The 24883-nt window shown below is 72.5% G+C and carries 26 protein-coding genes; 16 read left to right on the plus strand and 10 right to left on the minus strand.

All coding sequences use genetic code 11. The annotated features are described in order from the left end of the window. Positions 1-17 precede the first annotated feature (17 nt). Positions 18-1010 carry a TRAP transporter substrate-binding protein gene (locus tag JMJ56_RS23810; protein ID WP_202834266.1) on the minus strand — a complete coding sequence of 331 codons (993 nt, stop codon included), beginning with the start codon at positions 1008-1010 and terminating at the stop codon, positions 18-20. 90 nt (positions 1011-1100) lie between these two features. Next, positions 1101-1766: a dienelactone hydrolase family protein gene (locus tag JMJ56_RS23815; RefSeq protein ID WP_202834267.1), complete on the minus strand. Its 666-nt coding sequence runs from the start codon at positions 1764-1766 to the stop codon at positions 1101-1103. Between the two features lie 2 nt (positions 1767-1768). Between JMJ56_RS23815 and JMJ56_RS23820 the strand changes: the two genes are divergently transcribed. Further along, entirely contained in the window at positions 1769-2008 is a 240-nt protein-coding gene (locus JMJ56_RS23820) for a DUF4169 family protein (protein ID WP_236038366.1), read from the plus strand. Positions 2009-2046: 38 nt separating this feature from the next. Continuing rightward, positions 2047-2487, plus strand: coding sequence for a hypothetical protein (locus JMJ56_RS23825; RefSeq protein WP_202834268.1), 441 nt, complete (start codon positions 2047-2049; stop codon positions 2485-2487). Between the two features lie 6 nt (positions 2488-2493). Here JMJ56_RS23825 and JMJ56_RS23830 read toward each other — a convergent pair whose 3' ends face one another. The 5 genes from JMJ56_RS23830 to JMJ56_RS23850 are packed head-to-tail and all read right to left on the minus strand — an operon-like array spanning position 2494 to position 5800. Then, a complete protein-coding gene (locus JMJ56_RS23830; RefSeq protein WP_202834269.1) occupies positions 2494-2937 on the minus strand; it encodes an MgtC/SapB family protein in 444 nt (147 codons plus the stop codon). Positions 2938-2948: 11 nt separating this feature from the next. Next, positions 2949-4043, minus strand: a complete 1095-nt coding sequence (gene ychF / locus JMJ56_RS23835) for a redox-regulated ATPase YchF (protein WP_202834270.1) — start codon at positions 4041-4043, stop codon at positions 2949-2951. Positions 4044-4052: 9 nt separating this feature from the next. After that, on the minus strand, positions 4053-4511 hold the full coding sequence (locus tag JMJ56_RS23840) for a hypothetical protein (protein ID WP_202834271.1): 459 nt from the start codon (positions 4509-4511) through the stop codon (positions 4053-4055). Further along, complete coding sequence (pth, locus tag JMJ56_RS23845; RefSeq protein WP_202834272.1) at positions 4511-5086, minus strand: aminoacyl-tRNA hydrolase; 576 nt, start codon at positions 5084-5086, stop codon at positions 4511-4513. The genes JMJ56_RS23840 and pth overlap by 1 nt, the downstream gene beginning before the upstream one ends. 24 nt (positions 5087-5110) lie before the next feature. After that, positions 5111-5800, minus strand: coding sequence for a 50S ribosomal protein L25/general stress protein Ctc (locus JMJ56_RS23850; RefSeq protein ID WP_202834273.1), 690 nt, complete (start codon positions 5798-5800; stop codon positions 5111-5113). A gap of 227 nt (positions 5801-6027) precedes the next feature. Here JMJ56_RS23850 and JMJ56_RS23855 point away from each other — a divergent pair, with 227 nt between their 5' ends. Then, a complete protein-coding gene (locus JMJ56_RS23855) occupies positions 6028-8649 on the plus strand; it encodes a DUF2339 domain-containing protein (RefSeq protein WP_202834274.1) in 2622 nt (873 codons plus the stop codon). Here JMJ56_RS23855 and JMJ56_RS23860 read toward each other — a convergent pair. Next, entirely contained in the window at positions 8621-9214 is a 594-nt protein-coding gene (locus tag JMJ56_RS23860) for a histidine phosphatase family protein (protein ID WP_202834275.1), read from the minus strand. The genes JMJ56_RS23855 and JMJ56_RS23860 overlap by 29 nt on opposite strands. A 2-nt stretch (positions 9215-9216) precedes the next feature. Next, positions 9217-9834 carry a glutathione S-transferase family protein gene (locus JMJ56_RS23865; protein ID WP_202834276.1) on the minus strand — a complete coding sequence of 206 codons (618 nt, stop codon included), beginning with the start codon at positions 9832-9834 and terminating at the stop codon, positions 9217-9219. 141 nt (positions 9835-9975) lie between these two features. Here JMJ56_RS23865 and JMJ56_RS23870 point away from each other — a divergent pair, with 141 nt between their 5' ends. After that, on the plus strand, positions 9976-11073 hold the full coding sequence (locus JMJ56_RS23870; protein WP_202834277.1) for a branched-chain amino acid aminotransferase: 1098 nt from the start codon (positions 9976-9978) through the stop codon (positions 11071-11073). A gap of 36 nt (positions 11074-11109) precedes the next feature. Here JMJ56_RS23870 and JMJ56_RS23875 read toward each other — a convergent pair whose 3' ends face one another. Then, positions 11110-12042, minus strand: a complete 933-nt coding sequence (locus tag JMJ56_RS23875) for a ribose-phosphate pyrophosphokinase (RefSeq protein WP_043340567.1) — start codon at positions 12040-12042, stop codon at positions 11110-11112. 219 nt (positions 12043-12261) lie between these two features. On the opposite strand from JMJ56_RS23875, the gene fliF reads away from it, so the two are divergent. The 12 genes from fliF to JMJ56_RS23935 all read left to right on the plus strand — a co-directional run bounded on the left by fliF (position 12262) and on the right by JMJ56_RS23935 (position 24881). Then, on the plus strand, positions 12262-13893 hold the full coding sequence (gene fliF / locus JMJ56_RS23880; RefSeq protein WP_236038368.1) for a flagellar basal-body MS-ring/collar protein FliF: 1632 nt from the start codon (positions 12262-12264) through the stop codon (positions 13891-13893). Positions 13894-13984: 91 nt separating this feature from the next. Beyond that, positions 13985-14896: a flagellar motor switch protein FliG gene (locus JMJ56_RS23885; protein ID WP_456318800.1), complete on the plus strand. Its 912-nt coding sequence runs from the start codon at positions 13985-13987 to the stop codon at positions 14894-14896. Further along, positions 14893-15588, plus strand: a complete 696-nt coding sequence (locus JMJ56_RS23890) for a hypothetical protein (protein WP_202834278.1) — start codon at positions 14893-14895, stop codon at positions 15586-15588. Before JMJ56_RS23885 ends, JMJ56_RS23890 begins: the two co-directional genes overlap by 4 nt. Positions 15589-15626: 38 nt before the next feature. Beyond that, positions 15627-15911, plus strand: coding sequence for a flagellar motor switch protein FliN (fliN, locus tag JMJ56_RS23895; RefSeq protein WP_236038380.1), 285 nt, complete (start codon positions 15627-15629; stop codon positions 15909-15911). Positions 15912-15913: 2 nt separating this feature from the next. Next, positions 15914-17284: a sigma-54 interaction domain-containing protein gene (locus JMJ56_RS23900; RefSeq protein WP_202834280.1), complete on the plus strand. Its 1371-nt coding sequence runs from the start codon at positions 15914-15916 to the stop codon at positions 17282-17284. Between the two features lie 3 nt (positions 17285-17287). Beyond that, the gene (gene flhA / locus JMJ56_RS23905) at positions 17288-19345 is read left to right on the plus strand and encodes a flagellar biosynthesis protein FlhA (protein ID WP_202834281.1); all 2058 of its coding nucleotides are present in this window, start codon (positions 17288-17290) and stop codon (positions 19343-19345) included. Positions 19346-19348: 3 nt separating this feature from the next. Beyond that, positions 19349-20242, plus strand: a complete 894-nt coding sequence (locus JMJ56_RS23910) for a flagellar biosynthesis protein FlhF (RefSeq protein ID WP_202834282.1) — start codon at positions 19349-19351, stop codon at positions 20240-20242. Then, positions 20239-21024: a nucleotide-binding protein gene (locus tag JMJ56_RS23915; protein ID WP_202834283.1), complete on the plus strand. Its 786-nt coding sequence runs from the start codon at positions 20239-20241 to the stop codon at positions 21022-21024. The genes JMJ56_RS23910 and JMJ56_RS23915 overlap by 4 nt, the downstream gene beginning before the upstream one ends. Positions 21025-21110: 86 nt before the next feature. After that, on the plus strand, positions 21111-22187 hold the full coding sequence (locus JMJ56_RS23920; protein ID WP_202834284.1) for an OmpA family protein: 1077 nt from the start codon (positions 21111-21113) through the stop codon (positions 22185-22187). 60 nt (positions 22188-22247) lie between these two features. Beyond that, complete coding sequence (locus JMJ56_RS23925; RefSeq protein WP_202834285.1) at positions 22248-23132, plus strand: 2-dehydro-3-deoxygalactonokinase; 885 nt, start codon at positions 22248-22250, stop codon at positions 23130-23132. After that, a complete protein-coding gene (locus JMJ56_RS23930; protein WP_202834286.1) occupies positions 23129-23743 on the plus strand; it encodes a 2-dehydro-3-deoxy-6-phosphogalactonate aldolase in 615 nt (204 codons plus the stop codon). The genes JMJ56_RS23925 and JMJ56_RS23930 overlap by 4 nt, the downstream gene beginning before the upstream one ends. Before the next feature lie 94 nt (positions 23744-23837). Beyond that, positions 23838-24881, plus strand: a complete 1044-nt coding sequence (locus JMJ56_RS23935; RefSeq protein ID WP_202834287.1) for a TRAP transporter substrate-binding protein — start codon at positions 23838-23840, stop codon at positions 24879-24881. The last annotated feature ends 2 nt before the right edge of the window (positions 24882-24883 follow it).

Consider the following 24883-nt stretch of genomic DNA (forward strand, 5'->3'; position numbering starts at 1 on the left):
CGGCGCCGCGGCCTTGATCAGGCCGTGAGGGCGTTGATGCGGTTGAGGATGCCCTCGGCATCGATCTCGCGTGCATAGGTGGCCATCACCGGGTCGACCAGGCGCTTCATCTCGGCGCGGTCGGTGAACTCGACCCGGTGCAGGCGGCCGGCCTTCTCAAGCGTCTCGAGGATCTGGCTGTCGGCGCCGGCCTCCGCGGTGCGGTGGAAGGCGCTGGCTTCCTTACCAGCCCGCCTGATGGCGGCCTGGAGGTCGTTCGGCAGCTTCGAGAGGGTCTGCACCGAGACGCAGAGCGGGCGGATGGTGATGGCGTGCTGCGTCATGGAGAGCTGGGGTGCCACCTCGTAGAAGCGCATCTGCTCGACGCCGGCCGCCTCGTTCTCGCCGCCGTCGATGACGTTGTTCTGGATGGCGTTGTAGATCTCGTTATAGGCGATGACGGTCGGCGACATGCCGATGGCTGAGAAGGTGCGGGACCAGATGGGCGCGCCCTGGACGCGGACCTTGAGGCCCTTCAGCGCGGCGAGGTTGGTCACGCGCTTGTTGAAGAAGATGTTGCGCACGCCGCCGCCGCCGTAGCCGATCATCGCCACGCGGGCGCGCTTCTCGACCTCGTCGGCGACGGGCTTGAACATGTCCTGGTCTAGCACCGCATTCCAATGGGCGACGTCGCGGAACAGGAAGGGCGCGTCGACGAAGGGGGCGGCCTTGGAGAAGGTCGACATGTGGGCGGGGGAGACGATGGCGTAGTCCACCGCCCGGCCCTGCGCCATGTACTCGAAATACTGCTTCTCGAGGCCGAGCGACGAGTTCTTGTGCAGCACGAAGTTGATCGGCTTGCCGTAATACTGCTTCACCAGTTCCTCGAACCGGACGAGCGCCTTGGTATAGGGGTGCTCGTCACCGAACTGGGAGGCGCCGTTCAGGGTGATGGTGCCCTGGGCGCGGACCGGGACGGCGAGGAGGGCAGGCGCAGCGAGGGCCGCGCCGAACAAGGACCTGCGGTGCATTCTTTTCTCCCTTGGACGGCCGGCTTCGCGCCGGACTCTGGAGGGGAGATTAAGCGCAGATAATCCGGAGTGGGAACAGCCCCCGGCCGCTCAGCCGAGATGCCGGGCGAGGAAGGCCAACGTCCGTTCCTGGGCCTTCGCGGCATCGGCCGGGACGTAGCTGCCGCGCTCCTCGCAGCCGAAGCCGTGGCCGGCGCCCGGATAGACGAAGACCTCGACGCCGGGCTGGGCGGCGCGGATGGCCTCCAAATCCGCGAGCGGGATGGAGGCGTCGGTCTCGCCGAAATGCAGTTGCACGGGGCAGGCCGGCTGCTCCGCCTTCGCCGCGGCGATGCCGCCGCCATACCAGCCGACACTGGCGGCGAAGGCGCTGCTGCGCGTCGCCCCGTGCCAGGCGACGGTGCCGCCCCAGCAATAGCCGACGATGCCGCGCCGGGCCAGGCGCGGCAGGGCGGCGGCGGCGGCCAGGATGTCGAGCAGGGTCTTGCCGGCATCGATAGTGCCGCGCAGGTCGCGGCCGCGGGCGACATCGGCGGCCTCGTAGCCGAGTTCGACGCCGCGCTCGGTGCGGTCGAACAGGGTGGGGCAGACGACGGCGTAGCCTTCCCTGGCGAAATCGTCGCAGACCCGGCGCATGTGGCGGTTCACGCCGAAGATCTCCTGGACGACGACCAGGCCGCGCGCCGCATCGGCCGGGCCGGCGGTATAGGCGCCAAGGACGTGGCCGTCGGCTGCGGTGAGCTCGATGGTCGGCATGGATGGACCCTCCCCTTCTGGGCTGCTGCCTCTATGCTGCGGGGATGGGCGAGATCGTCAACCTGAAGCAGGTGAAGAAACGGCAGGCGCGCGAGCGGGCCTCGGCCGAGGCGGCGGTAAACCGCGCGAAGCATGGCCGGACGGCGGCCGAGAAGGCCAATGACCGGCGGGCCGAGGCGCGGCGGCAGGCATTGCTCGATGGCGCACAGCGGGAGGCGGAGGCTTGCCAGGAGGAAGGTTGAGGGTTTTCCTCGCGCAACGCCACGACCTGAGGATCCGCATGCGTCCCTTCCTGCCCGCCTTAGGCCTGCTGCTGCTGGCCGCCTGCGCCAACGAGACCGCCTTGCCAGAGGCGAGCTCGGTCACGACGCGCAACGCCTCGCCCCCGGCGCGGCCCGCGGCGCCGCCTTCGAAGGTGACGAGTTTCGACGGGCGCTGGGTCGGCACCATCACCCTCCAGCCGGACCGGACGCGGGAATGCCCACGGGCGCCCTCGGGCGAGCGGGAGATCACCGTCACGCAGGGGCAGGCGGTCTTCACCCTCAACCCGCAGATCCGCCAGAGCCAGAGCGGTTTCGTCAGCGCCGACGGCTCGATCCGCATGGTGGATTCGCTCGACCGGACCATCGCCACCACGGGGCTCTTCGCCGATGGGGTGTTCCAGGGCGAGTACCGCAACGGGCTCTGCGCCTATGCGGTGCGAATGGTGAAGCGGAACTGAGCGCGGCTATTTCGGCCCGTTCTCCGCCGGCGGGGCGCAGCGCTCGATCCAGGCGGAGGCTCGGCGCAGCAGCACATGGGCGAAGCAGACCAGTGCGGTGAGGCCGAGCGCCATGCCGTAGTCGCCGAGCCCGGCCGCGGTGCCGATGGCGGCGACCGCCCAGAAGGTGGCGGCGGTGGAGAGGCCGCGCACCGCCATCCCATGGTGCAGGATGACGCCGGCGCCGAGGAATCCGACGCCCGTGGCGATGGCGCCGAGCGCCGGGGCAGGGTTGGCGCCGCCATGCTCGACCGCGATGCGGGCGAAGACGCAGGCCGCCGCCGCGACGATGGCGCAGGAACGGAGGCCGCCCGGATGGCGGCGCCACTCCCGCTCCGCCCCGATCAGCGCGCCGAGGCCGAAGGCGATGACGACGGCCAGCGCATTGGCGGGGAAATCGGCGGGCAGCATCCGCCGTGATGCTACACATTGAAGCGGAAGAGCAGGACGTCGCCGTCCTTCACCACGTACTCCTTGCCCTCGACGCGCATCTTGCCGGCTTCCTTGGCGCCCTGCTCGCCGCCGAGGGCGACGTAGTCGTCATAGGCGATGGTCTCGCAGGCGATGAAGCCGCGCTCGAAGTCGCCATGGATGACGCCGGCGGCCTGCGGCGCCTTCATCCCCTTGGTGATGGTCCAGGCCCGCGTCTCCTTCGGGCCGACGGTGAAGTAGGTGAGCAGGCCGAGCAGGGCGTAGCCGGCACGGATGACGCGGTCGAGGCCGCCCTCGTGCAGGCCGAGGCTCTCGAGGAAGTCACCGCGGTCCTCCTGCGCCATCTGGCTGATCTCGGCCTCGATGGCGGCGGAGACGATCACCGCGCTGGCACCCTGCGCGCGGGCCATGGCGAAGACCCGCTCCGACTGGGCGTTGCCGGCGGCGGCCGAGGCTTCCTCCACGTTGCAGACATAGAGCACCGGCTTGGTCGTCAGCAGCTGCAGCCGCTTCGCCGCCTCCTCCTCGCCCTTCGACACCGCGGTACGGGCCGGTTTGCCGTCCTGCAGGGCCTTCACGATGGGGTCGATCAGCGAGAGCTGCTGCGTCGCCTCCTTGTCGCCGTTGCGGGCACGCTTCTGCAGCCCGACCTGGCGCTTCTCGAGGCCGTCGAGGTCGGCGAGCATCAGCTCGGTCTCGACCGTCTCGGCGTCGCGCACCGGGTCGACGCTGCCCTCGACATGGGTGATGTCGCCATCCTCGAAGCAGCGGAGGACGTGGACGATGGCATCCACCTCGCGGATGTTGGCGAGGAACTGGTTGCCGAGGCCCTCGCCCTTGGAGGCGCCGCGGACCAGGCCGGCGATGTCGACGAACTCGAGCGTCGTGGGGACGATCTTCTGGCTCTTGCCGATCTTCGCCAGGGCCTGCAGGCGCGGGTCGGGCACGCCGACGCGGCCGACATTCGGCTCGATGGTGCAGAAGGGGTAGTTCGCGGCCTGGGCGGCGGCGGTCTCGGTCAGGGCGTTGAAGAGCGTGGACTTGCCGACATTGGGCAGGCCGACGATGCCGCAGTTGAAACCCATGATGAACTCCTAGGCGGCGAGGGCTTGGGCCAGCGCCTCGGCGATGGTGGCGGCGGCGATGCGGGCGGCGCCGTCATCGGTGGCGAGGGACAGGGCGGCGGCGCGGATCGGCGGCGCCAGCAGGGCGGGGGCCGCGCCGGCGCGGCGGGCGGCGGCGGCGATGGCCTCGGCGGGATCGCCGCCGGGGGCGACGAGATTGGCGGCCTCCAGCAGGAGCGCGGCCTTCAGTGCGGCCTCGCCGGCGGCGGCCATGGCGAGGCGCTGGCGGCGGATGTCGGAGAGCGGGCCGCCCATCGGGTCGCCGGGCGTCACCGCCGCGGCGCTGCGGAGCGCGGCGGCGGCGGCGGCCAGGGCGCCGGCCTCGCGCACCATGGCCGCGGCCAGCGCCGCGGCGCCGTTGGCGACATCCTCGGGCCCGGGGCCGCCCATCATCCCGGCAGCGAAGTCGGCCTCGTCCTCGGGCTGCATCAGCGCGTCTCCTGGGTCAGCAGGGCGATGCGGGTCATGGCTTCCTCCGGCTTGCCGGCGGCGAGCAGGGGCGCGACATCGGCCACCGCATCGAGCAGCGGCTCCAGCCAGGTGTCGACCTTGGCGAAATTGCCGAGCACATGGCCCGTCACGCGGTCCTTGTGGCCGGGATGGCCGATGCCGAGGCGGACGCGCCAGAAATCCGGCGTGCCGAGCGCGCGCTGCATGTCGCGCAGGCCGTTATGGCCGGCGGCGCCGCCGCCACGCTTCACCCGCACCTTGCCGGGGGCGAGGTCGAGCTCGTCATGGAAGGCCCAGATGTCCCCGGGCGCGATCTTGTGGAAGCCGGCGGCGGGCTGCACGGAATCGCCCGAGCCGTTCATGTAGGTCTGCGGCTTGAGGGCGAGGACCTTCACGCCCGCGATGCTGCCCTCGGCGACGAGGCCCTTGTAGCGGCTGCGCCAGGGGGAGAAGCCATGGCGCCGGGCGATCGCGTCCAGCGCCATGAAGCCGATGTTGTGGCGATGCCGCGCCTGGGAGGGCTCGGGATTGCCCAGGCCAACCCAGAGCAGCATCGCCTGCAGTCCTTACCCTTGGCCTTACTTCTTCTTGGCGGGCGCCTTGGCGGCAGCCGGGGCGGCAGCGGCACCACCCTTGGCGGCCTTGCCCTTCGGCGCCGTCTCGGTGGCGGGGGCGGCGACCGGGGCGATCACCTCCTCCACCACGGTCGGGGCGGCGATGGTCGCCACCACGAAGTCGCGGTCGAGGACGGCCTGGGTGCCGAAGCTGTCCTGCACGGCGGACCAGCGCAGGCTGTCGCCGATGCCGGCCTCGGCCAGGTCGATCTGGAAGGCTTCCGGCACGGCGTCCGGATCGGCCAGCACCTCAACCTCGCGGCGGACGAGGTTCAGCACGCCGCCGGCCTTGAGGCCGGGGCAGGTGTCCTCGTTCAGGAAGGCGACCGGCACGCGGACGCGGATGCGCTGGCCGGCGGCGAGGCGCTGGAAGTCGACATGGATCGGCCGGTCGGTGACCGGGTGGAACTGGATGTCGCGCATCAGTGTGCGCTCCGTCCCGCCGCCCTTGACCGCGACCTCGTACAGGTGGCTCTGCCAGCCGCCCTTGTGCAATTCCTTCATCACGTCACGCGGGTCGAGGGCGATCAGCGTCGCCTCCTGCTTCGCGCCGTAGATGACTGCGGGGACAAGACCCCCCCTCCGAGTTGCGCGCGCCGCCCCCTTACCGGCCTGCTCACGCGCCTCGGCCTCGATCCGGATGGTTTGGACCATGGTCGGTGCTCCGTATGCTCAGGATATGGACCCGGCGCGGGGCCGATCGCCCAACGCCAAGTGCGCGGGCCTCCAGGGGTGCCCGCGACGGAGCGGGCCTTAGCGGATCGAAGGGCCGGGCGCAACTGCGTCAAGGTGGTGACGGCGCATCGGCTTCGTGATGACCGGGACGCGGGCGCAACAGGCTGTGGCTTGACCGGTCCGGTGCGGACGGAGAGCGTTCCGGGATGGAAGGCTTCCTGATTCTGCTCGTGCTCGGCTTCTTTGTGGGCTGGGGGCTCGGTATCGCGGGGTATCGCAAGACGAGCGCGCTGCAACGGCGTGTCGTGGCGCTGGAGGAGGCGATGCGGACCGGGGCGCCGCTTGCCGCGCCGGCGCCACGGCCGCCCTCGCCCTGGGACAGGCCCGCCGAGGCGCCGGCGCCGCAGCCCATGGAGGAGGTACCGCCCGCGCCGGAGCCTGTGGCGGAGCCGGAGCCGGCCGCGGCGCCGGAGCCAAAGCCCCCGCGGCCGGGCATCGAGGAGTTGCTGACCCTTCGCTGGGGTGTCTGGCTCGGCTCCGCGGCGCTGCTTCTGGCCGGCGTCTTCCTGGTGCGGACGGCGGTGGAGGAGGGCTGGCTTGGGCCGGGGCCGCGCTGCGTGCTGGCTGGGCTGCTCGGCCTGGCGCTGATCGGCGGCGCGGCCTGGCTGCGGCGGCGGCCGGCCGAGGAGCGGCCGGGCCTCCCCTGGCCGGACCAGGCGCCGGCGGCGCTGGCGGCGGGCGGACTCGCCATCCTCTTCGGCGCCGCCTATGCGGCGGGGCCGATGTATGGGCTGCTCGCGCCGCTGCCCGGCTTCGGGCTGCTGGCGGCGGTGGCGTTGGGGGGGATCGCGCTGGCGCTGGTCTTCGGGCCGGTGGTGGCGGCGATCGGCATCGCCGGCGCCTATGGGACGCCGGCATTGGTGGAGACGCAGGACCCGTCGCTGCCGGGGCTCTTCCTCTACCTGCTGGCGGTGACGGTGGCGGCGCTCGGCGTGCTGCGGCAGGTGGGCGCGGCCTGGCTCGGCTGGTGCGCGGCCGTCGCATCGGCGGCCTGGGTGCTGGTCGGCGGGATGATCGCCGGCAATACGGGGGCGGTCTGGGCCCCTGCCCTGTTCGCGCCCGTGGCGGCGGCGCTGCATGTCGGGCTGCTGCCGGGGGCGGCGCTGGACAGCGGCGCCGGGCGGCGGCTGGCGCTGCTGCCCTTCGCCCTGCTGGCGGCGGCAGGGCTCGTCTTGGTGCCGGGGGCCACGGGCCTCGGGCCGGCAACCGGGGTGCTGCTGTTCTCCGTGGTCGGGCTGGCGGCGGCGGCGCGGGAGGGGCGGCTGATGCCCCTGCCCTTCCTCGCCGCGCTGGTGGGACTGTTGATGCTGCTCAGCTGGACCATCCCCGCATGGCTGGCGCCGGAGGAGGCGGTGACCATCGACGGGGTGGTGCAGGCGCTGCTGCCGACGCGCCCCTGGCCGCCGGAGGCCTTGCTGCCCTTCCTCGGCGCGGCAGCGGCGCTGGCCGCGATGCATGGGTTGATGGGCGCTTGGCGGGAGCGGCGCGGCGTGCGGCCTATCGCCTGGGCGGCGCTGCCGGCGGCCGTGCCGGTGCTGGTGCTGCTGGTCGCCTATGCGCGGGTGCGGGGCTTCGCGCTGGATGGGCGCTGGGCGCTGGCGGCGCTCGCCCTGGCGGCGGCCTCGACGGGGCTTGCCGGGCTGGCGGCGCGCGAGGGCGCGGTGCAGCGCGCAGGCGCCCATGCGGCCGGGGCGATGGCGGCGCTGGCGCTCGGCGCGGCGATGGTGCTTACCGACCAATGGCTGACGCTTGCCGTCGCGCTCTTCCTGCCGCCGCTCGCCTGGGTCGAGGGCCGGAGCGGGCTCGATCCGCTGCGCCGTGTGGCGATGGCCGTCGCGGGCGTGGTTCTGGTGCGGCTGCTGCTCAACTGGCATGTCGCCGAGTATCCGGTCGGGACGACGCCGGTGCTGAACGGGCTGCTGCCGGCCTATGGCGTGCCGGCCGCCTGCTTCGCACTGGCGGCGGCGATGTTCCGCCGGCGGCGGGACGATGCGCTGGTGGGCGTCCTGGAGGCGGGGGCGCTCGCCTTCCTCACCGTGCTGGTGCTGCTCGAGATCCGCCATGGGATGACGGGAGGCGACTGGGCCGGGGGCGCGGAGTGGAGCCTCGCCGAGGCGGGGCTGCAGCTCAGCGCGCTGGCGCTGCTGGCGAGCCTCACGCGCTGGCTGGAGCGGCGGCTCGGCGGACGGCCGGTGCTCGGCTGGGGGTGGCGGCTGCTCTTCCTCGGCGTGGTGGGGTTCGGCACCGGGCTGGTGCTGGACAACCCGGCCATCGATGCCTGGGGCGACCTGCTGCCGGTGCCGGTCTTCAACGAGCTGGCTCTTGCCTATCTGGTGCCGGCGGCGCTGGCGGGGCTGGCGGTGCGGGGGCTGGCGCCGCGCTGGATCGCGCGGCTGCTGGCGCTCTACGCCCTGGCCGCGGGCTTCGCCTGGGTGACGCTGGAGGTGCGGCACCGCTTCCACCCCACGGCGATGCCGCTCTGGCTCGGCGATGTCGATGGCTCGGAACTCTATGCCTACAGCATCGCCTGGCTCGGCTTCGGCGCGGCGCTGCTGGCGCTCGGCATAAGGCAGGGGGTGGCATCGCTGCGGCTGGCGGCGCTCGGGGTGATCGGCCTGACCATCCTCAAGGCCTTCTTCATCGACATGGCCGAGCTCGAGGGGCTGTGGCGGGTGCTCAGCTTCCTCGGGCTCGGCCTGGCGCTGATCGCGCTGGGCGCAGTCTACCGGCGGTTCGTGGTCACTCCGGCGCCAGCTCCGCCGGGGTGACGGCCCACTTGCTGCCGCCATCCGTGGGCGGCTCGCAGCGGATGGGCAGCGCGTTCGGCGTCCGCACATTCGGCTCATGCCCGAAGGCGAGGCGCAGCGCGCGGAACAGGGCGCCATGGGCGACGACCAGCACCGGGCTGGGCCTGGCCGTCGCGCGGTTGATGGCGTCGACGGCGCGGGCCAACAACGCGTCGAAGGGCTCGGCGCGGGCCGGGGTGTAGTGGCCGGCGATCCAGTCGTCGTACCAGTCCCCCATCGGCTGGCCTTCCTGCTCGCCGAAGTTGACCTCCTGCAGCCTTTCGTCGAACTCGACCGGCAGGCCGAGCGCCTCGGCGGCGATCTCGGCCGTCACCTTCGCGCGGACCAGGGGCGAGGCGACGACGGTGGCGATGCCGCCGATCGCCGCCAACGTCTTCGCCGCGCGCCGGGCCTGGGCCAGGCCGACGCCGTTCAGCGGGATGTCGGTGCGGCCCTGGGACCGCCCCTCCGCATTCCAGTCCGTCTCGCCATGGCGGAGGAACCAGAAGGGGATGCGGTTGAGGCTCGCCACCATGTCCCTTGGCATGCTCAGGCGAAGCCTTCGGCGGCCATGGTGCGCTGCACAGAGGGGCGGGCCTTCATCCGCTCGTAATGCGCGGCGACGTTCGGCGGCAAGGTCTTGTTGAGCCGCGCGGACCACCAGAAGGAGACGTAGAAGAGCGCGCTGTCGGCGAAGGAGAACTCGCCGAGCAGGTAGTTCTTGCCGGCCAGCGCCTTGTCGAAGAGGCCTAAGCCCTTCTCGAAGATCTCGGCGCCGCGGGCCTTCACCGCCTCGTGGTCCGCCTCGTTCGGGGCGAAGTTGGCGGGGCGGAACATGCGCGAGAAGCCCTGCATGTGCAGCGTCGCCACGGCGTAGTCGGTGTATTCCAGCGCCTTGGCCAGGCCCTCGGCATCCTTCGGCAGGAGCTTCGCCTCGGGGAAGCTGCTGGCGAGCCAGAGGGCGATGGCGGGATACTCGGTCAGCACCGAGCCGTCGTCGCGCACCAGGGTCGGCACCTTGGACTTCGGGTTGATGCTGGTGAACTCGGGCTTGAACTGGGCGCCTTCCTTGGTGTTCAGCAGCGCCGCCTCGTAGGGCTTGCCGATCTCCTCCAACAGCACATGGATACCGATGGAGCAGGCGCCGGGGGCGTAGTAGAGCTTCATGGGGGGTTCCTCCGCATTCGTGTCGGCGGCAGATGAGCCGAGGCACGGGCGCGCGGCAAGGGGGATTCGGGGTGGGTTCAGGCCACCGGAGTGTTACGCTATGGTGGCACGCCAGACCCCAGCCACAACGGAACGGGCGCAATGCCATCCTCTCCTGAGACCACCATCAGCGTCACCCGCACCAGGACGCCGCAGCGCCGTCCGGAGGATGCCTCCCTCTCCTTCGGCAAGGTCTTCACCGACCATATGTTCCTGATGGAATACGAGGAAGGGCGCGGCTGGCACAGCCCGCGCGTCGTCCCCTACGGCCCGCTGACGCTGGACCCGGCCACCTCCGTGCTGCATTACGGCCAGGCGGTGTTCGACGGGCTGAAGGCCTTCCGCGGGGCGGACGGGCAGGTGCGGCTGTTCCGGGCGCAGCGGCATGCCGAGCGCCTCAACCGCTCCTGCGCGGCGCTCTGCATCCCGGAGATGGATGCCGGCCTCATCCGCCGCAGCTTCGAGGCGATCGTCGCCGCCGACCATGACTGGGTTCCCCGCAGCCCCGGCACCTCGCTCTACATCCGCCCGACGGTGGTGGCGACGGAGGTGATGCTCGGCGTGCATCCGGCGCACCGCTACACCTACTTCGTCATCTGCTCGCCGGTCGGCTCCTACTACAAGGAGGGGGTGAAGCCGGTGCGCATCCTGGCGACGGACAAGTACGTCCGTGCCGTGCAGGGCGGGCTCGGCGAGGCAAAGACGGCGGCCAACTACGCCGCCTCGCTCTCGGCGCAGCGCGATGCGGAGCGGCAGGGCTATACCCAGGTGCTCTGGCTGGACGCGATCGAGCGGCGCTGGATCGACGAGGTCGGCACCATGAACATCATGCTGCGCATCGGCGACGAGGTGATCACCCCGCCGCTCGGCGGAACCATCCTCGATGGCGTCACGCGGAACTCGGCGCTGACGCTGATGCGCGACTGGGGCCTCACCGTCTCCGAGCGGCGCATCTCCATCGAGGAGGTGATGCGGGCCGGACAGGACGGCTCGCTGCGCGAGATGTGGGGCACGGGGACGGCTGCCGTGGTCTCGCCGGTGGGCGAGCTGGGCTACAAGGACCAGCGGATCGTCATCGGCGGCGGGCAGACGGGCGAGCTGACGCAGCGGCTCTATGACGCCATCACCGCCATCCAGTATAGCCGTGCCGAGGATCCGCATGGCTGGACCAGCGCGGTGGAGGCGCCCGTCACGGCCTGAGGCCAGGCCGGGGCCCTGCCAAGGGCCCCGGTCAGCTCAGTTGAAGAGGGAGGAGACCGAGCTCTCTTCCGAGATGCGGCGCATCGCCTCGGCCAGCAGCGGTGCGATGGTCACCTGGCGGATGTTGGAGGAGACGCGCACCGCCTCCGTCGCCAGGATGCTGTCCGTCACCGTCATGTTCTCGATCGGCGAGGCGCCGACGCGCGCCACCGCGCCGCCCGAGAAGACGCCGTGCGTCACATAGACCGAGACGCCGGAGGCGCCATTCTTGATCAGCGCCTCGGCGGCGTTGCAGAGCGTGCCGCCCGAATCGACGATGTCGTCGACCAGGATGCAGTGGCGGCCCTCGACCTCGCCGATCACGTTCATCACCTCGGAGACGCCGGCCCGGGGGCGGCGCTTGTCGATGATGGCGAGATCGGTGTTGAGGCGCGACGCCATGGCGCGGGCGCGAACCACGCCGCCGACATCGGGGGAGACGACCATGAGGTCGCGGCCCTTGTAGCGCTCCATGATGTCGCGCGAGAAGAGCGGCGCCGAGAACAGGTTGTCGACGGGGATGTCGAAGAAGCCCTGGATCTGCGCGGCGTGGAGATCCATCGTCAGCACGCGGTTGGCGCCGGCCGCGGTGATGATGTTGGCGCAGAGCTTGGCCGAGATCGGGGTGCGGGAGCCGGATTTCCGGTCCTGCCGGGCGTAGCCGAAATAGGGGATCACGGCGGTGACGCGGCGGGCGCTGGCGCGGCGCAGCGCGTCGAGCGTGATCAGCAGCTCCATCAGGTTGTCGTTCGCCGGGTAGCAGGTGCTCTGCACCACGAAGACGTCCTCGCCGCGGACATTCTCGTTGATTTCGACGAAGACCTCCATGTCGGCGAAGCGGCGGATGGAGGCGCTGGTGAGCGGCAGGCCGAGCGAGGCGGCCACCGCCTCGGCCAACGGGCGGTTGCTGTTGCAGGCGACGATCTTCATGCCCGGCCGGACCCCTGTCTGTGTGCCGCCCGTGCCCTTGCGGCGGGCGGGCGGGAGATACCAAGCGGGAGGAGGCGTGTAAATCGCCATGCTCCGCCCAGGTGACATGGCAGGGACGTTTCCATGACAGGCGGCCGGGGATAAGCCGGGAGCGTTCTTAACCGGACGGTAAGGCGGCATCCGGCAAATTCTGCCCATCGGCAAAAGGCTGATCGGGGAATGAGCGATGCATCGGCCATGCGCGGCTGGGCTGGACCGGTGAACGGGGTCATCGAAGGGCTGAGGGGCCTCGGCCGCGGGCGCCTGATCGCGCTCGGCGCGGTCGCCGCGGGCATCATGGCCCTCCTCGCGGTCATGGCGTTCCGCGCCGGGGAGGTGCCGATGAGCCCCCTCTTCGGCGAGCTGGAAGGGCGGGATGCCGCTGCCGTCGTCGCGGTGCTGGAGCGGCAGAAGGTGCCCTACCGCCTCTCGGCCGGTGGCACCCAGGTGCTGGCGCCGAGCGAGCAGGTGGCTCGGCTCCGCCTGATGCTGGCGAAGGAGGGGCTGCCCTCCGGTGGCGGCGTCGGGTGGGAGATCTTCGACCGGTCGGAAGGGCTTACCACCAGCCCCTTCCAACAGGATGTGAACCGGCTGCGGGCGCTGGAGGGGGAGCTGGCGCGGACCATCCGCGGCCTCGCCGGGGTGCGGACGGCGCGCGTCCACCTGGTGCTGCCGCGGCGGGAGGCCTTCTCCCGTGAGCGGGGCGAGGCCCAGGCGAGCGTGGTGCTCGCCATGCAGGGGGCGCAGCGGCTGGACAGGGAGGGCGTGCAGGCGGTGTTGCATCTCGTGGCGACGGCGGTGCCGGGGCTCAAGCCGCAGCATGTCTCGATCGTCGACAGCCGGGGCGAGCTGCTGGCCCGCGGCGGCCAGGCGCTTGGCGCCGCCGCCCAGGCCCTCAACCAGGAGGAGCTGCGGCGGACGCAGGAGATGCGCATCGGCCGGGCGGTGGAGGAGCTGCTGGAGCGGAGCCTCGGCCCCGGCCGGGTGCGGGCCGAGGCCACGGTGGAGATGGATTTCGAGCGGGTGGAGACGCGCGAGGAGCGCTTCGACCCGGAGAACCAGGTGGCGCGCAGCACCCAGAGCGTCACCGAGCAGAATCGCGGGGCGGAGCCGCCGCCGACCTCGGTCGCCACCAACCTGCCGGGCCAGGAGGCGCAAGGCGGCGGCGGCGCGAGCAGCGAGAACCGACAGGAGGAGACGACGAATTTCGAGATCGGGCGCTCCAGCCGTTCGACGCTCCGGGAGCATCCGGTGGTGAAGCGCCTCTCCGTCGCGGTGCTGGTGGACGGCCTCGCCGAGGGCGGCACCTGGCGCGAGCGGACGCCGGAGGAACTGGCGCGGATCGCTGCCCTAGTGCGCAGCGCCATCGGCTTCGACGAGCGGCGCGGCGACAAGGTGGAAGTCGTCTCCATGCGCTTCGTCGAGGAGGCAGGTGGGCCGGCCGAGCCGCCGGGCTTCCTCGGCCTGCCCATCGCGCCGGCGCTGGCGACGCGGCTGATCGAGAGCGGGCTGCTCGCACTGGTGGCGGTGGTCGCCATCCTGTTGCTCGGCAGGCCGATGATCGGGCGGGTGGCGGCGAGCCTCGCACCGCCGGCGCCGGTGCCCGCCGAGGGCACGGCCGAGGCCGAGGCGGCGGTCGAGGGCGGCGAGGTCGGGCGGCTGTCCGGCGCCGAGGCGATGATCGACCGGGCGCAAATCGAGGGGCAGGTCCGCGCCTCGGCCATCAACAACCTGATCGAACTGGTGGAGCAGCACCCGGATGAGGCCCTTTCCGTGCTGCGCCGCTGGCTGACGCCCAAGGAGCCGGCCTGATGTCGAAGACCCTTCTCACCCGGCAACAGAAGGCGGCCGCGCTGATGCTGGCGCTCTCGGCGAGGAGCATGCCGCGCGGCTCTTCGCCCGGATGCACGAGGACGAGATCCGCGACCTCTCGATCGCCATGGCGACGCTCGGCACGGTGCCCTCGGCGACGATCGAGGAGCTCTGCGTCGACTTCGCCGAGCAGCTCGGCCAGGCGGGCTCGCTTACCGGCAGCTTCGAAAGCACCGAACGGCTGTTGCTCAAGACGCTGCCGCCGGACCGCGTGGCGCAGATCATGGAGGAGATCCGCGGCCCGGCGGGCCGCACCATGTGGGACAAGCTTGGCAATGTCAGCGAGGCGGTGCTCGCCAACTACCTGAAGAACGAATACCCCCAGACCGTCGCCGTGGTGCTGACCAAGATCAAGGCGGACCACGCGGCGCGCGTCCTCTCCCTGCTGCCCGAGGGCTTCGCCATGGAGGTCGTCATGCGGATGCTGCGCATGGAGACCGTGCAGAAGGAGGCGCTGGAGGGCGTCGAGCGCACGCTGAAGATGGAGTTCATGTCGAACCTCGCCCGTGCGGCGCGGCGCGACGCGCATGAGATGATGGCCGAGATCTTCAACAACCTCGACCGCCAGGCGGAGGCGCGCATCCTCGGCGCCCTCGAGGAGCGCAACCGCGACAGCGCAGAGCGCATCCGCGGGCTGATGTTCACCTTCGAGGACCTCCAGCGCGTCAGCGGCAGCGGGCTGCAGGCGCTGCTGCGCGGCGTGGAGAAGGACAAGCTGGCGCTGGCGCTGAAGGGCGCCTCGGAGAACCTGCGCGAGCTCTTCATGAAGAACCTGACGGAACGGGCGGCGAAGCTGCTGCGGGACGACATCGCGGCGCTCGGCCCGGTGCGGCTGCGCGACGTGGACGAGGCGCAGGCGGCGATTGTCGCCGTCGCCAAGGACATGGCGGCGCAGGGGACCATCACCCTCCAGGACGGCAGGGATGAGGAGATGCTGCCGTGACCGACGGGTTCGAGCCGGTGCTGGTGCTGGTCCGGCCACGGGCGAGCGCACGCGTCGAGATGCCGTTCGACGTGCCCGATCTCGACGCGCCGCCGCCCCCGCTGTCGGACCCGGAGCCGGCGTCCGACCTTGCCGCCATCGCCGCGGCCGAGGCGGCCGCCGAGGCGGCGGCGCGCGAGGCAATGCTAGAGGCGGCGCGGGAGGCAGGCTTCGCCGATGGCGAGGCGGCCGGGCGCGCGGCGGAGGCGGCGAGCCGGGCGGCGCGGGAGGCTGCGGCGCTGGAGGCCGTCGCGCTGCGGCTGGCCGAGGCCGGAGCGGGCGTGGCGGAGGCCGTGGGCGAGGCGGCGGAGGCCCTGGCGGCGGTGCTGCTGGCGGCGCTCGGCGCGGCGCTGCCGGCGGCGGCGGAGCGGTTGGCTCCGGAGACCGCGGCCTGGCTCGCCGGGCAGTTGGCGCCGCTGCTGGAGGAGGGGGTCGCGGTCGCGCTGCATGTGGCGCCGGGATGCGCCGAGGCGGTGGCGGCGCATCTCGGCGACCCGCGGTTGCGCATCGCCGAGGATGCGGCGCTGGCGCCAGGCGCGGTGCGGGCCGCCTGGCGGGGCGGCGGGGCGGCGTATTCGCCCGAGACGCAGCAGGCGGTGATCGCCGATCTGCTGCGGGGCTTCGGGTTGTCATCCATGGTGGAGGAGGAGTGAGCATGGCGGATCCTGCCGGTTTCGAGGCGCTGAACCCGATGGAGGCCGCCGCGCCCCGCCCCGCTGGCGGCGGGCGGGACCTGGAGGCGGTCTATGACATCCCGGTGCAGGTGAGCGCGGTGCTCGGCCGCGCGACGATGCAGGTCTCGCAGCTGCTGAAGCTCGGCCGCGGCGCGGTGGTGGAGCTGGACCGCAAGCTCGGCGAGGCGGTCGACATCTATGTCAACAACCGGCTCGTCGCGCGCGGCGAGGTGGTGATGGTCGAGGACAACCGGCTTGGCGTGACCATGACCGAGATCGTCAAGGGCGATCGGGGGGTCTGAGCATGGCACGGCTCCTCATCATCGGCGCGCTGACCGCCGAGCTCGGCCTCGCGGCGCGCATGGCGACCGCGAAGGGCGCAAGGCTGGCGCAGGCGGAGGGTGTCTCCTCCGGGCTCGAGCGGCTGCGGGCGGAGGGGGCCGACCTCATCCTCTGCGAGGTGACGCACGACATCGGCTGGCTGGTGGAGCAGCTGGCCGCCGAGCGCATCGCCTGCCCGGTAATCGCCTGCGGGCGGAATGCCGATGCCGCCGCCGCGGTGCGGGCGATCCGCGCAGGGGCCAAGGAATTCCTGCCGCTGCCGCCCGATGCGGAGCTGATCGCCGCCATGCTCGCCGCGGCGGCGGGCGAGGCGGAGGCGCCGGTGCATCGCGAGCCGACCATGGCGGCGCTGCTCGGGCGGGCGGCGCAGCTCGCCGTGGCGCAGGCCAGCATCCTCATCACCGGGGAGAGCGGCACGGGGAAGGAGGTGCTGGCGCGGCACATCCACCGCAGCAGCCGGCGGGCGCAGGGCCCCTTCGTCGCGCTCAACTGCGCGGCGCTGCCGGAGGCGCTGCTGGAGAGCGAGCTGTTCGGCCATGAGAAAGGCGCCTTCAGCGGCGCCGTCGCGGCCAGGCGCGGCAAGTTCGAGCAGGCGGATGGCGGGACGCTGCTGCTCGACGAGATCGGCGAGATGGACCCGCGGCTGCAGGCGAAGATCCTGCGCGTGATCCAGGAGCGGGAGGTCGACCGGCTCGGTGGCGGGGCGCCGGTGAAGGTGGATGTGCGGCTGCTGGCGGCGACCAACCGGGACCTCGCGGCGGAGGTGCAGGCGGGGCGGTTCCGCGCCGATCTCTACTTCCGGCTCAACGTGCTCGGGCTGCACATCCCGCCGCTGCGCGAGCGGCCGCTCGACATCCTGGCGCTGTCCGCGCATTTCGCCCGGCGCTTCGCCGAGGCGAACGGGCTGCCGGTGCGGGCGCTGGCGCCGGCGGCGGAGGCGCTGCTGCTCTCGCATCCCTGGCCGGGCAACGTGCGGGAGCTGGAGAATACGCTGCACCGCGCCGTGCTGCTCGCGCAGGGCCCCGCCATCGGGCCGGAGGCGGTGGAGCTGACGCCGCTGCCGCTGCCGGCCGTGGCAGCCATGGAAGCGAAGCCAACTGCTGCGGCGCCGGCGGCGAAGGGGGTGGGCGGCCTGGTCGGGCGGAAGGTCGGCGAGGTGGAGCGGGACCTCATCCTCGAGACGCTGAGCCATTGCCTCGGCAACCGGACGCGGGCGGCGGAGATCCTCGGCATCTCCATCCGCACGCTGCGCAACAAGCTGCACGAGTACCGGGCGCAGGGCGTCGCGGTGCCGGCGGCGCATCCCGCCATGCCCTGGGCGATGGAGGGCTGACGCATGGGCGGCATCGCGTTTCCGGCCTGGCTCGGGCGGCTGCAGCCGGGGGGCGACGTGACGCTGGCGGTCGGCGTCGCCCTGCTGCTCGCGGTGCTGGTGGTGCCGCTGCCGACGCTGCTGCTCGATGCCGGGCTGGCGCTCTCCATCACCGTCTCAGTGCTGGTGCTGATGGTGGCGCTGTTCCTCCGCTCGCCGCTGGAATTCACCGCCTTCCCGCAATTGCTGCTGCTGACGACGCTGCTGCGCCTCGCGCTCAACGTCGCCACCACGCGGACCATCCTCAGCCATGGGCATGAGGGGCCGGAGGCGGCGGGGCATGTGGTGGCGGCCTTCGGCGGCTTCCTGATGGGCGGCGACGTGATGGTCGGGATGATCGTCTTCGCCATCCTGCTCATCGTGAATTTCATGGTGGTGACGAAGGGCTCGGGCCGCATCGCCGAGGTGGCGGCGCGGTTCAGCCTGGATGCGATGCCGGGCAAGCAGATGGCGATCGACGCCGACCTCTCGGCCGGCATCATCGACGAGGCGGAGGCCAGGCGCCGGCGCGGCGAGCTGGAGCAGGAGAGTGCCTTCCACGGCGCCATGGATGGCGCGGCGAAATTCGTCCGCGGCGATGCGATCGCCGGGCTCATCGTCACCGTGGTCAACCTGCTGGGTGGTCTCGGCATCGGCGTGCTGCGGCATGGGATGCCGATCGGCGAGGCGGCGACGACCTTCGCCACGCTGACGGTGGGCGACGGCCTCATCAGCCAGATCCCGGCGCTGCTGATCTCGGTGGCGGCGGGCATCGTCGTCACCAAGGGCTCCGGCAGGGAGCGGGCGGACGAAGTGATGGGCCGGCAGCTTGGCGGCGGGTGGAAGCCGATGGCGCTGGCCTCCGGCGCCGCTGGCTTCCTCGCGCTGATGCCGGGGATGCCGCTGGCGCCCTTCCTTGCGCTCGCGGCAGGCGGCGGGGCGCTGGCCTGGAACCGGCGCGAAGCGGAGCGGCGCGCGGCCGAGGCGCCCCCTCCCCCGCCCCCGCCGCCCGGCGAGCCGCCGGTGGCCGAGGCCTTGCGGCTCGACCTGCTGCGGCTGGAGCTGGGCTATGGGCTGCTGTCTCTGGCCGCCGGCGAGGCGCCGCGGCTGACCGAGCAGATCAGGAGCCTCCGCCGCACCATGGCGAGCGAGATGGGCTTCGTGCTGCCCAGCGTGCGCATCCAGGACAACCTGGAACTGCCGCCCGACGAATACGTGCTGCGGGTGAAGGAGATCGAGGCGGCGCGGGGCCGGCTGCGGCCGCCCCTGCACCTTGCCATCGACCCCTCGGGCCAGGTGCCGGCGATGCCGGGCGAGCGGACCAACGAGCCGACCTTCGGCCTGCCCGCGCTCTGGATCGAGGAGGCGCTGCGCGACGAGGCCTTAGCGCGCGGCTGCACCGTCGTCGACTGCGCGGGCGTGCTGGCGACGCATCTGACGGAGACGGTGCGCGACAACATGCCGGAACTGCTCTCCTTCGCCGAGACGCAGAAGCTGCTCGACGAGCTGCCCACGGAGCACAAGAAGCTCGTCGCCGATGTCATCCCGGCGCAGATCGGCCTCGGTGCCCTGCAGCGGGTGCTGCAGGCGCTGCTGGCCGAGCGAGTGTCGATCCGCGACCTGCCGACCATCCTTGAGGGGGTGCAGGAGGCGGTCTCCGGCGGGGCGCGGGGGATGGGCGCGATCCTCGCGGCCGTCCGGGCGCGGCTGGCGCGGCAGCTCTCCGAGGCGGCGCGGGGGCCGCAGGGCTATGTGCCGCTGGTGCCGCTCTCGGCGGAATGGGAGCTGGCCTTCGCCGAAAGCCTGACCGGGCCGCCGGAGGAGCGCCAGCTCGCCATGGCGCCCTCGCGGCTGCAGGAGTTCATGCAGCGGGTGCGGGAGGTGCTGGACAGCGCCGCGGGCGAGGCGCCGGTGCTGGTCTGCTCGGCCGGCATCCGGGCGCATGTGCGGGCGATCGTGGAGCGCTTCCGCCCCTCGACGACGGTGCTGAGCCAGACGGAGATCCATCCGCGCTGCCGCATCCGCACCGTGGCGACGGTATAGCCGATGCGCCTCAGGCTCTTCCAGGCGGCGGGCATGGCGGAGGCGATGGCGGCGGTGCGGGCCGAGCTGGGGCCGGATGCCGTCATCCTCGACAGCCGCCGGGTCAAGGGCGGGGTGGAGGTGACGGCGGCGCTCGACCGCGCGGCGGAGCCGGTGGTGCTGGCGCCGGCCGCACCGCCCTCGCCCGCGCCCGGCCTCGCGCGGCACAACCTGCCGGCGGCGCTGGCGGCGCGGCTGTCAGAGGGGCCGCTGGCCGAGGGGCTGGCGGCGGCCCTGCGCTTCGCTCCGCTGCCGGACGGGCGTGGGCGGCCGTTGATGCTGGTCGGGCCACCGGGGGCGGGAAAGACGCTGAGCTGCGCCAAGCTGGCGACACGGCTGGTGCTCGCCGGGGCGCCGCCACTGGTGGCCAGCACGGATGGGCTGCGCGCCGGGGCGGCGGAGCAGCTGGCAGCCTTCACCCGGCTGCTCGGCCTTCCGCTCGCCATGGCGACGGAGCCGGAGATGCTGGCGCGGGCGCTGGCGCGGCGGGGGCCGGCGCAGCCGGTTCTGATCGACAGCGCGGGCTGCGACCCCTTCGATGCGGTGCAGGCGGCCTGGCTGCGGGGGATGGCGCTCGCCATCGGGGCGGAGATGGTGGTGGTGATGCCGGCCGGGCTCGACCCCGCCGAGGCGGCGGAGACGGCGGCTGCCTTCATGGCGCTCGGCGCGCGGCACCTGCTGCCGACGCGGCTGGACGCGGCACGGCGCCTCGGCGGCGTGCTGGCCGCGGCCGCGGCGGGGCTGGCGCTCGGCGAGGCGGGCACCGGGCCCGGTGTCGCCGATGGACTGACCCCGGTTGATGCTGCCTGGCTGGCGCAGCGGCTGGCCGGCCCCCCTCGACTGGAAAGTGCGGCATGAGCGGAAACGAGAGCAGCCGGATCATCGCCATCGCCTCGGGCAAGGGCGGGGTCGGCAAGACCTGGCTCGCCATCAGCCTGGCGCAGGCGCTGGCGGAGGCGGGGCAGCGCGTGCTGCTGGTCGATGCGGATTTCGGCCTCGCCAATATCGACGTGCAGCTCGGCCTGCCGCCGGGGCCGGACCTGGGCGAGGTGCTGGCCGGGCGGTGCGGCCTTGGTGCTGCGGTGCGGCGGCATGCGGCAGGGTTCGACCTGCTGCCGGGGCGATCGGGCTGCGGCAGCCTGGCGGGGCTCGGCGAGGCGGCAGCCGGGCGGCTTGGGGCGATGCTGCGCGAAGCGGCGGCGGCGTGGGATGCGGTGCTGCTCGATTGCGGTGCGGGGATCGAGCCGGCGGTGCGCGGCCTCGCCGCGCTCGCCGACACGCTGCTGGTGGTGGCGACGGGCGAGCCGACCAGCCTGACCGATGCCTATGCAGTGCTGAAGCTGCACCGCCGCGACCGGCCGGCGGGCGACCAGCGGGTGGTGGTCAACCTGGCGGAGGATGCGGCCGCGGGCGAGCGGGTATGGCGCAGCCTGGAGACGGCTTGCCTGCGCTTCCTCGGCGCCGGGGTGCCGCTCGCCGGCATCGTCCGGCGGGACCAGCGCGTGCCGGAAGCGATTCGCCATCAGGCGCCGCTGCTGACGCGGCATCCGCTGACGTCCGCGGCCGAGGATGTGCGGCACCTGGCCGCGGCGTTGAATGCGGTATCGCCCAAGAAGAGAAAGTTACACCCGGTTATTTGATGTGCAGCGGGAGCGGGATTAAGCAAAAAGGCAGGAACCGTTTCCCTGCCTGCTCGGCAGGACTGCCCTTGCTTGCGGAGTCACCGATGACCTTGCGCCAATCCCTGCTGGCCACCGCCCTGCTGGCGGCAGTCGCCGTGCCCGCCGCCGGCCAGGCACAGCCGGTTTCGGGCCTTTATGTCGGGGCCGGCGCGGGGCTCAACAACTGGCTCGACAACAAGAACCGCGGCATCCATGTCCATGATAACGACATTGGCCTGGCCGCGGTCGCCTCCATCGGCTGGGGCTTCGGCAACGGGCTGCGGGCGGAGGTCGAGGGCAACTACCGCAACCAGGAGATCAAGCGGCTCTCCTTCAACGACGTGCAGGCCGGGCGCAGCGGCTATGTCGACCGCTACGGCGCCATGGCGAACCTGCTCTTCGACTTCGACCTCTCGAGCTTCGGCGTCGCGCCGAGCCGCTTCATGCCCTATTTCGGCGCCGGCGCCGGCTATGCCTGGACCGAGTACAGCCGGGCGAGCTTCGCCACCGGCGGCAGCCGCTACCTGATCGACGACACCGGCGGCGCCTTCGCCTGGCAGGCGATCCTCGGCGGCGCGGTCGGCGTCGCGCCGGGCCTCGCGCTGACGGTCGAGTATCGCTACTTCGACGTCATGCAGCCCGACCTGCGGGTGGCGCGGACGGCGGGGCCGGGCGCCCCGGGCGTGCCCGGCAAGTACCGGCCGGAGGGCGAGAACCACAGCCTGCTCTTCGGCCTGCGCTATGCCTTCAACCAGCCCGCGCCGCCGCCGCCGGTGGTCGAGGCCCCGGTGACCCAGGCGCAACCCGAGGTCGCCCGCACCTACCTCGTCTTCTTCGACTGGGACCGGGCGGACCTGACCGACCGCGCGCGCCAGATCATCACCGAGGCGGCGGGCGCGGCGCGGCGCGTCTCCTCGACCAAGATCGAAGTGGCCGGCCATGCCGACCGCTCCGGCACGCCGCAGTACAACCAGCGCCTCTCCGAGCGGCGCGCGCAGGCGGTGGCGGCGGAGCTGGTGCGGCAGGGCATCAGCCGCAACGAGATCGGCATCACCGCCTATGGCGAGAGCCGGCCGCTGGTGCCGACCGCCGACGGCGTGCGCGAGCCGCAGAACCGGCGGGTCGAGATCGTCCTGCGCTAGGCGGCGTCCAGGGCGGAGTTCTGCGTTGCATCCCGGCCAAGGGCAGCGCAGGACTCCCGCATGATCGGCATCGACTGGGGCACCACCGCCTTCCGCGCCTACCGCCTCGCCCCCGGCGGCACCATCCTCGACCGGCGGGAAAGCGAGGGGGGCATCCTCTCCGTCCCGGCCGGCGGCTTCCCGGCGGCGCTCTCGGCCGCCATCGGGCCCTGGCTCGCCGAGGGCGAGCGCCTCGTCCTGCTCTGCGGCATGGTCGGCAGCCGGCAGGGCTGGGTGGAGGCACCCTACCTCCCCTGCCCGGCCGGTCCGGCCGAGATCGCCGGCGCCCTCACCCCCCTTCCCTTCGACGGCGCGCGGTGCCTGCTCGTCCCCGGCCTCACCACGCGCGATGCGGGCGGCGTGCCGGATGTGATGCGGGGCGAGGAGACCAAGCTTATCGGTCTGCTGGCGGAGTTCGGCACGGCGGAGGCGGTGGCCTGCCTGCCGGGGACGCATGCCAAATGGGCCCGGCTCTCCGGCGGGCGGATCGCGCATTTCGCCACGCAGATGACCGGCGAGGTACGCGCGGTGCTGCTGGAGCACAGCATCCTCGGCCGGCTGGCGAAGGACGCGCCCACGGACGAGGCGGCCTTCCTGCGCGGCGTGGCCCGGGCGCGGGAGCCGGGAGGGCTGCTGCACCACCTCTTCGGCACGCGGGGGCTTGGGCTGATGGGCGAGCTGACGGCCGAGGCGACCGGCAGCTACCTCTCCGGCCTGCTGATCGGGCATGAGGTGACGGCGGCGCTGGCCGAGGGCGTGCCCGACGGGCCGATCCACCTGGCCGGCTCGGCAACCCTCACCCGGGCCTATGCGCTGGCCTTCGGCGCCTTCGGCCTGGAGCACCGGCTGCACGACCCGGACCTCGCCCTGCGCGGCCTGATGCTGATCGCGGAGACGCTGCAATGACGCTGAAAGACTGGTTGGCCCGCTGCCCGCTCGTCGCCATCCTGCGCGGCATCACGCCGGACGAGGCAGTGCCCGTGGCGGAGGCGCTGGTCGGCGCCGGCATCACCATCCTCGAAGTGCCGCTGAACTCGCCGGAGCCGGTCGAGAGCATCCGCCGCATGGCGGCGCATTGCGGCGAGCGCGCGCTGGTCGGCGCCGGGACGGTGATGACGGAGGGGCAGCTCGCCGAGGTGGCCGGGGCCGGCGGGCGTCTGCTGGTGACGCCGCATGCCGATGTGGCGCTGGTGCGGCAGGCGAAGCGCCTCGGCATGCTGGCGGCACCCGGCTTCTTCACCCCGACGGAGGCCTTTGCATTGCTCGCGGCGGGGGCGGATGCAGTGAAACTCTTTCCGGCCGAGGCGGCCTCGCCCGCCGTGCTGAAGGCGATGCTCGCGGTGCTGCCGAAGGGCACGGCGGTGCTGCCGGTCGGCGGCATGGGGGTGGAGACCATCCCGGCCTGGCGGGCGGCCGGGGCCACGGGATTCGGCATCGGCTCCTCGCTCTACAAGCCGGGCGATCCGGCGGCGGTGGTGGGCCAGCGGGCGGCGGCTCTGCGGGCGGCGATCGGCTGAGGCCGTAACATCGGGGCTTCGGTTTCGGCGGAAAGCGTGGCAAGGGTGGCGAACCCGCCATACCGGCCAAGAACTGCGTCCCTGGGATACGTCCATGCTGCAACGCCGCCCGCTGGTCGCCGCCGCCCTTGCCTTGCCCGCTCTCCTGCGCCCCGGCGCGGCGCGGGCGCAGGAGGTGACACTCCGGCTGCACCACTTCCTGCCCGCCGTCTCCAACGTGCACCGCTTCTTCATCATGCCCTGGGTGCAGAAGGTGCAGGCAGAGAGCGGGGGCCGCATCCGCATCCAGGTCTTCCCGGCGATGCAGCTCGGTGGGGCGCCGCCGCAGCTTTACGACCAGGCCCGGGATGGCGTCGCCGACATCGTCTGGACACTGCCGGGGAACACGCCGGGGCGCTTCCCGCGGATCGAGGTCTTCGAGCTGCCCTTCGTCGCGCATCGCCGCGCGGCGGTGAACGTGCAGGCGGTGCAGGCGCTCTACGAGCGGGAGATGCGGCAGGAATTCGCCGAAACGCAGATCATCACCGCCTGGGGGCATGATGCCGGCGTCATCCATACGCGGCGCGAGGTGCGGCGGATGGAGGATCTGGGCGGCCTCAAGCTGCGCTTCCCGACGCGGCAGACGGGCGAGGCGCTGCGTGCGCTCGGCGCCGCGCCGGTGGGTATGCCGGTCCCGCAGATCCCGGAGGCGCTGAGCCAGGGCGTCATCGACGGCGCCGTCGTGCCCTGGGAGGTGGTGCCCAGCATCCGCCTGCACGAGATGGCGAAATTCCACACCGAGATCACCGGCTCGCCGACGCTCTACATCGCCACCTTCGTCCTCGCCATGAACAAGGCGAAGTACGAGGGGCTGCCGGCCGACCTCCGCGCCGTCATCGACGCCAACAGCGGCATGGCGGCGGCGAGGATGGCGGCCAGGCCCTGGGACGAGGAGGGGCCGAAGGTCGAGGAGATGGTCCGCAAGCGCGGCAACGCCATCATCGAGCTCTCCGAGGAGGAGCGGAACCGCTGGCAGAGGCAGACCGCCCCCGTCATCGATGCCTGGGTCGCCGCGATGAAGGAGCGGAACATCGACGGCGGCAAGCTGCTCGAGGAGGCACGGGCGCTGGTTGCGCAGCACGGCCAGGGCGCGGGCTGAGG

Origin of the sequence: Belnapia arida, from assembly GCF_016773205.1 — a bacterium.
Classification (GTDB): Bacteria; Pseudomonadota; Alphaproteobacteria; order Acetobacterales; family Acetobacteraceae; genus Belnapia; species Belnapia arida.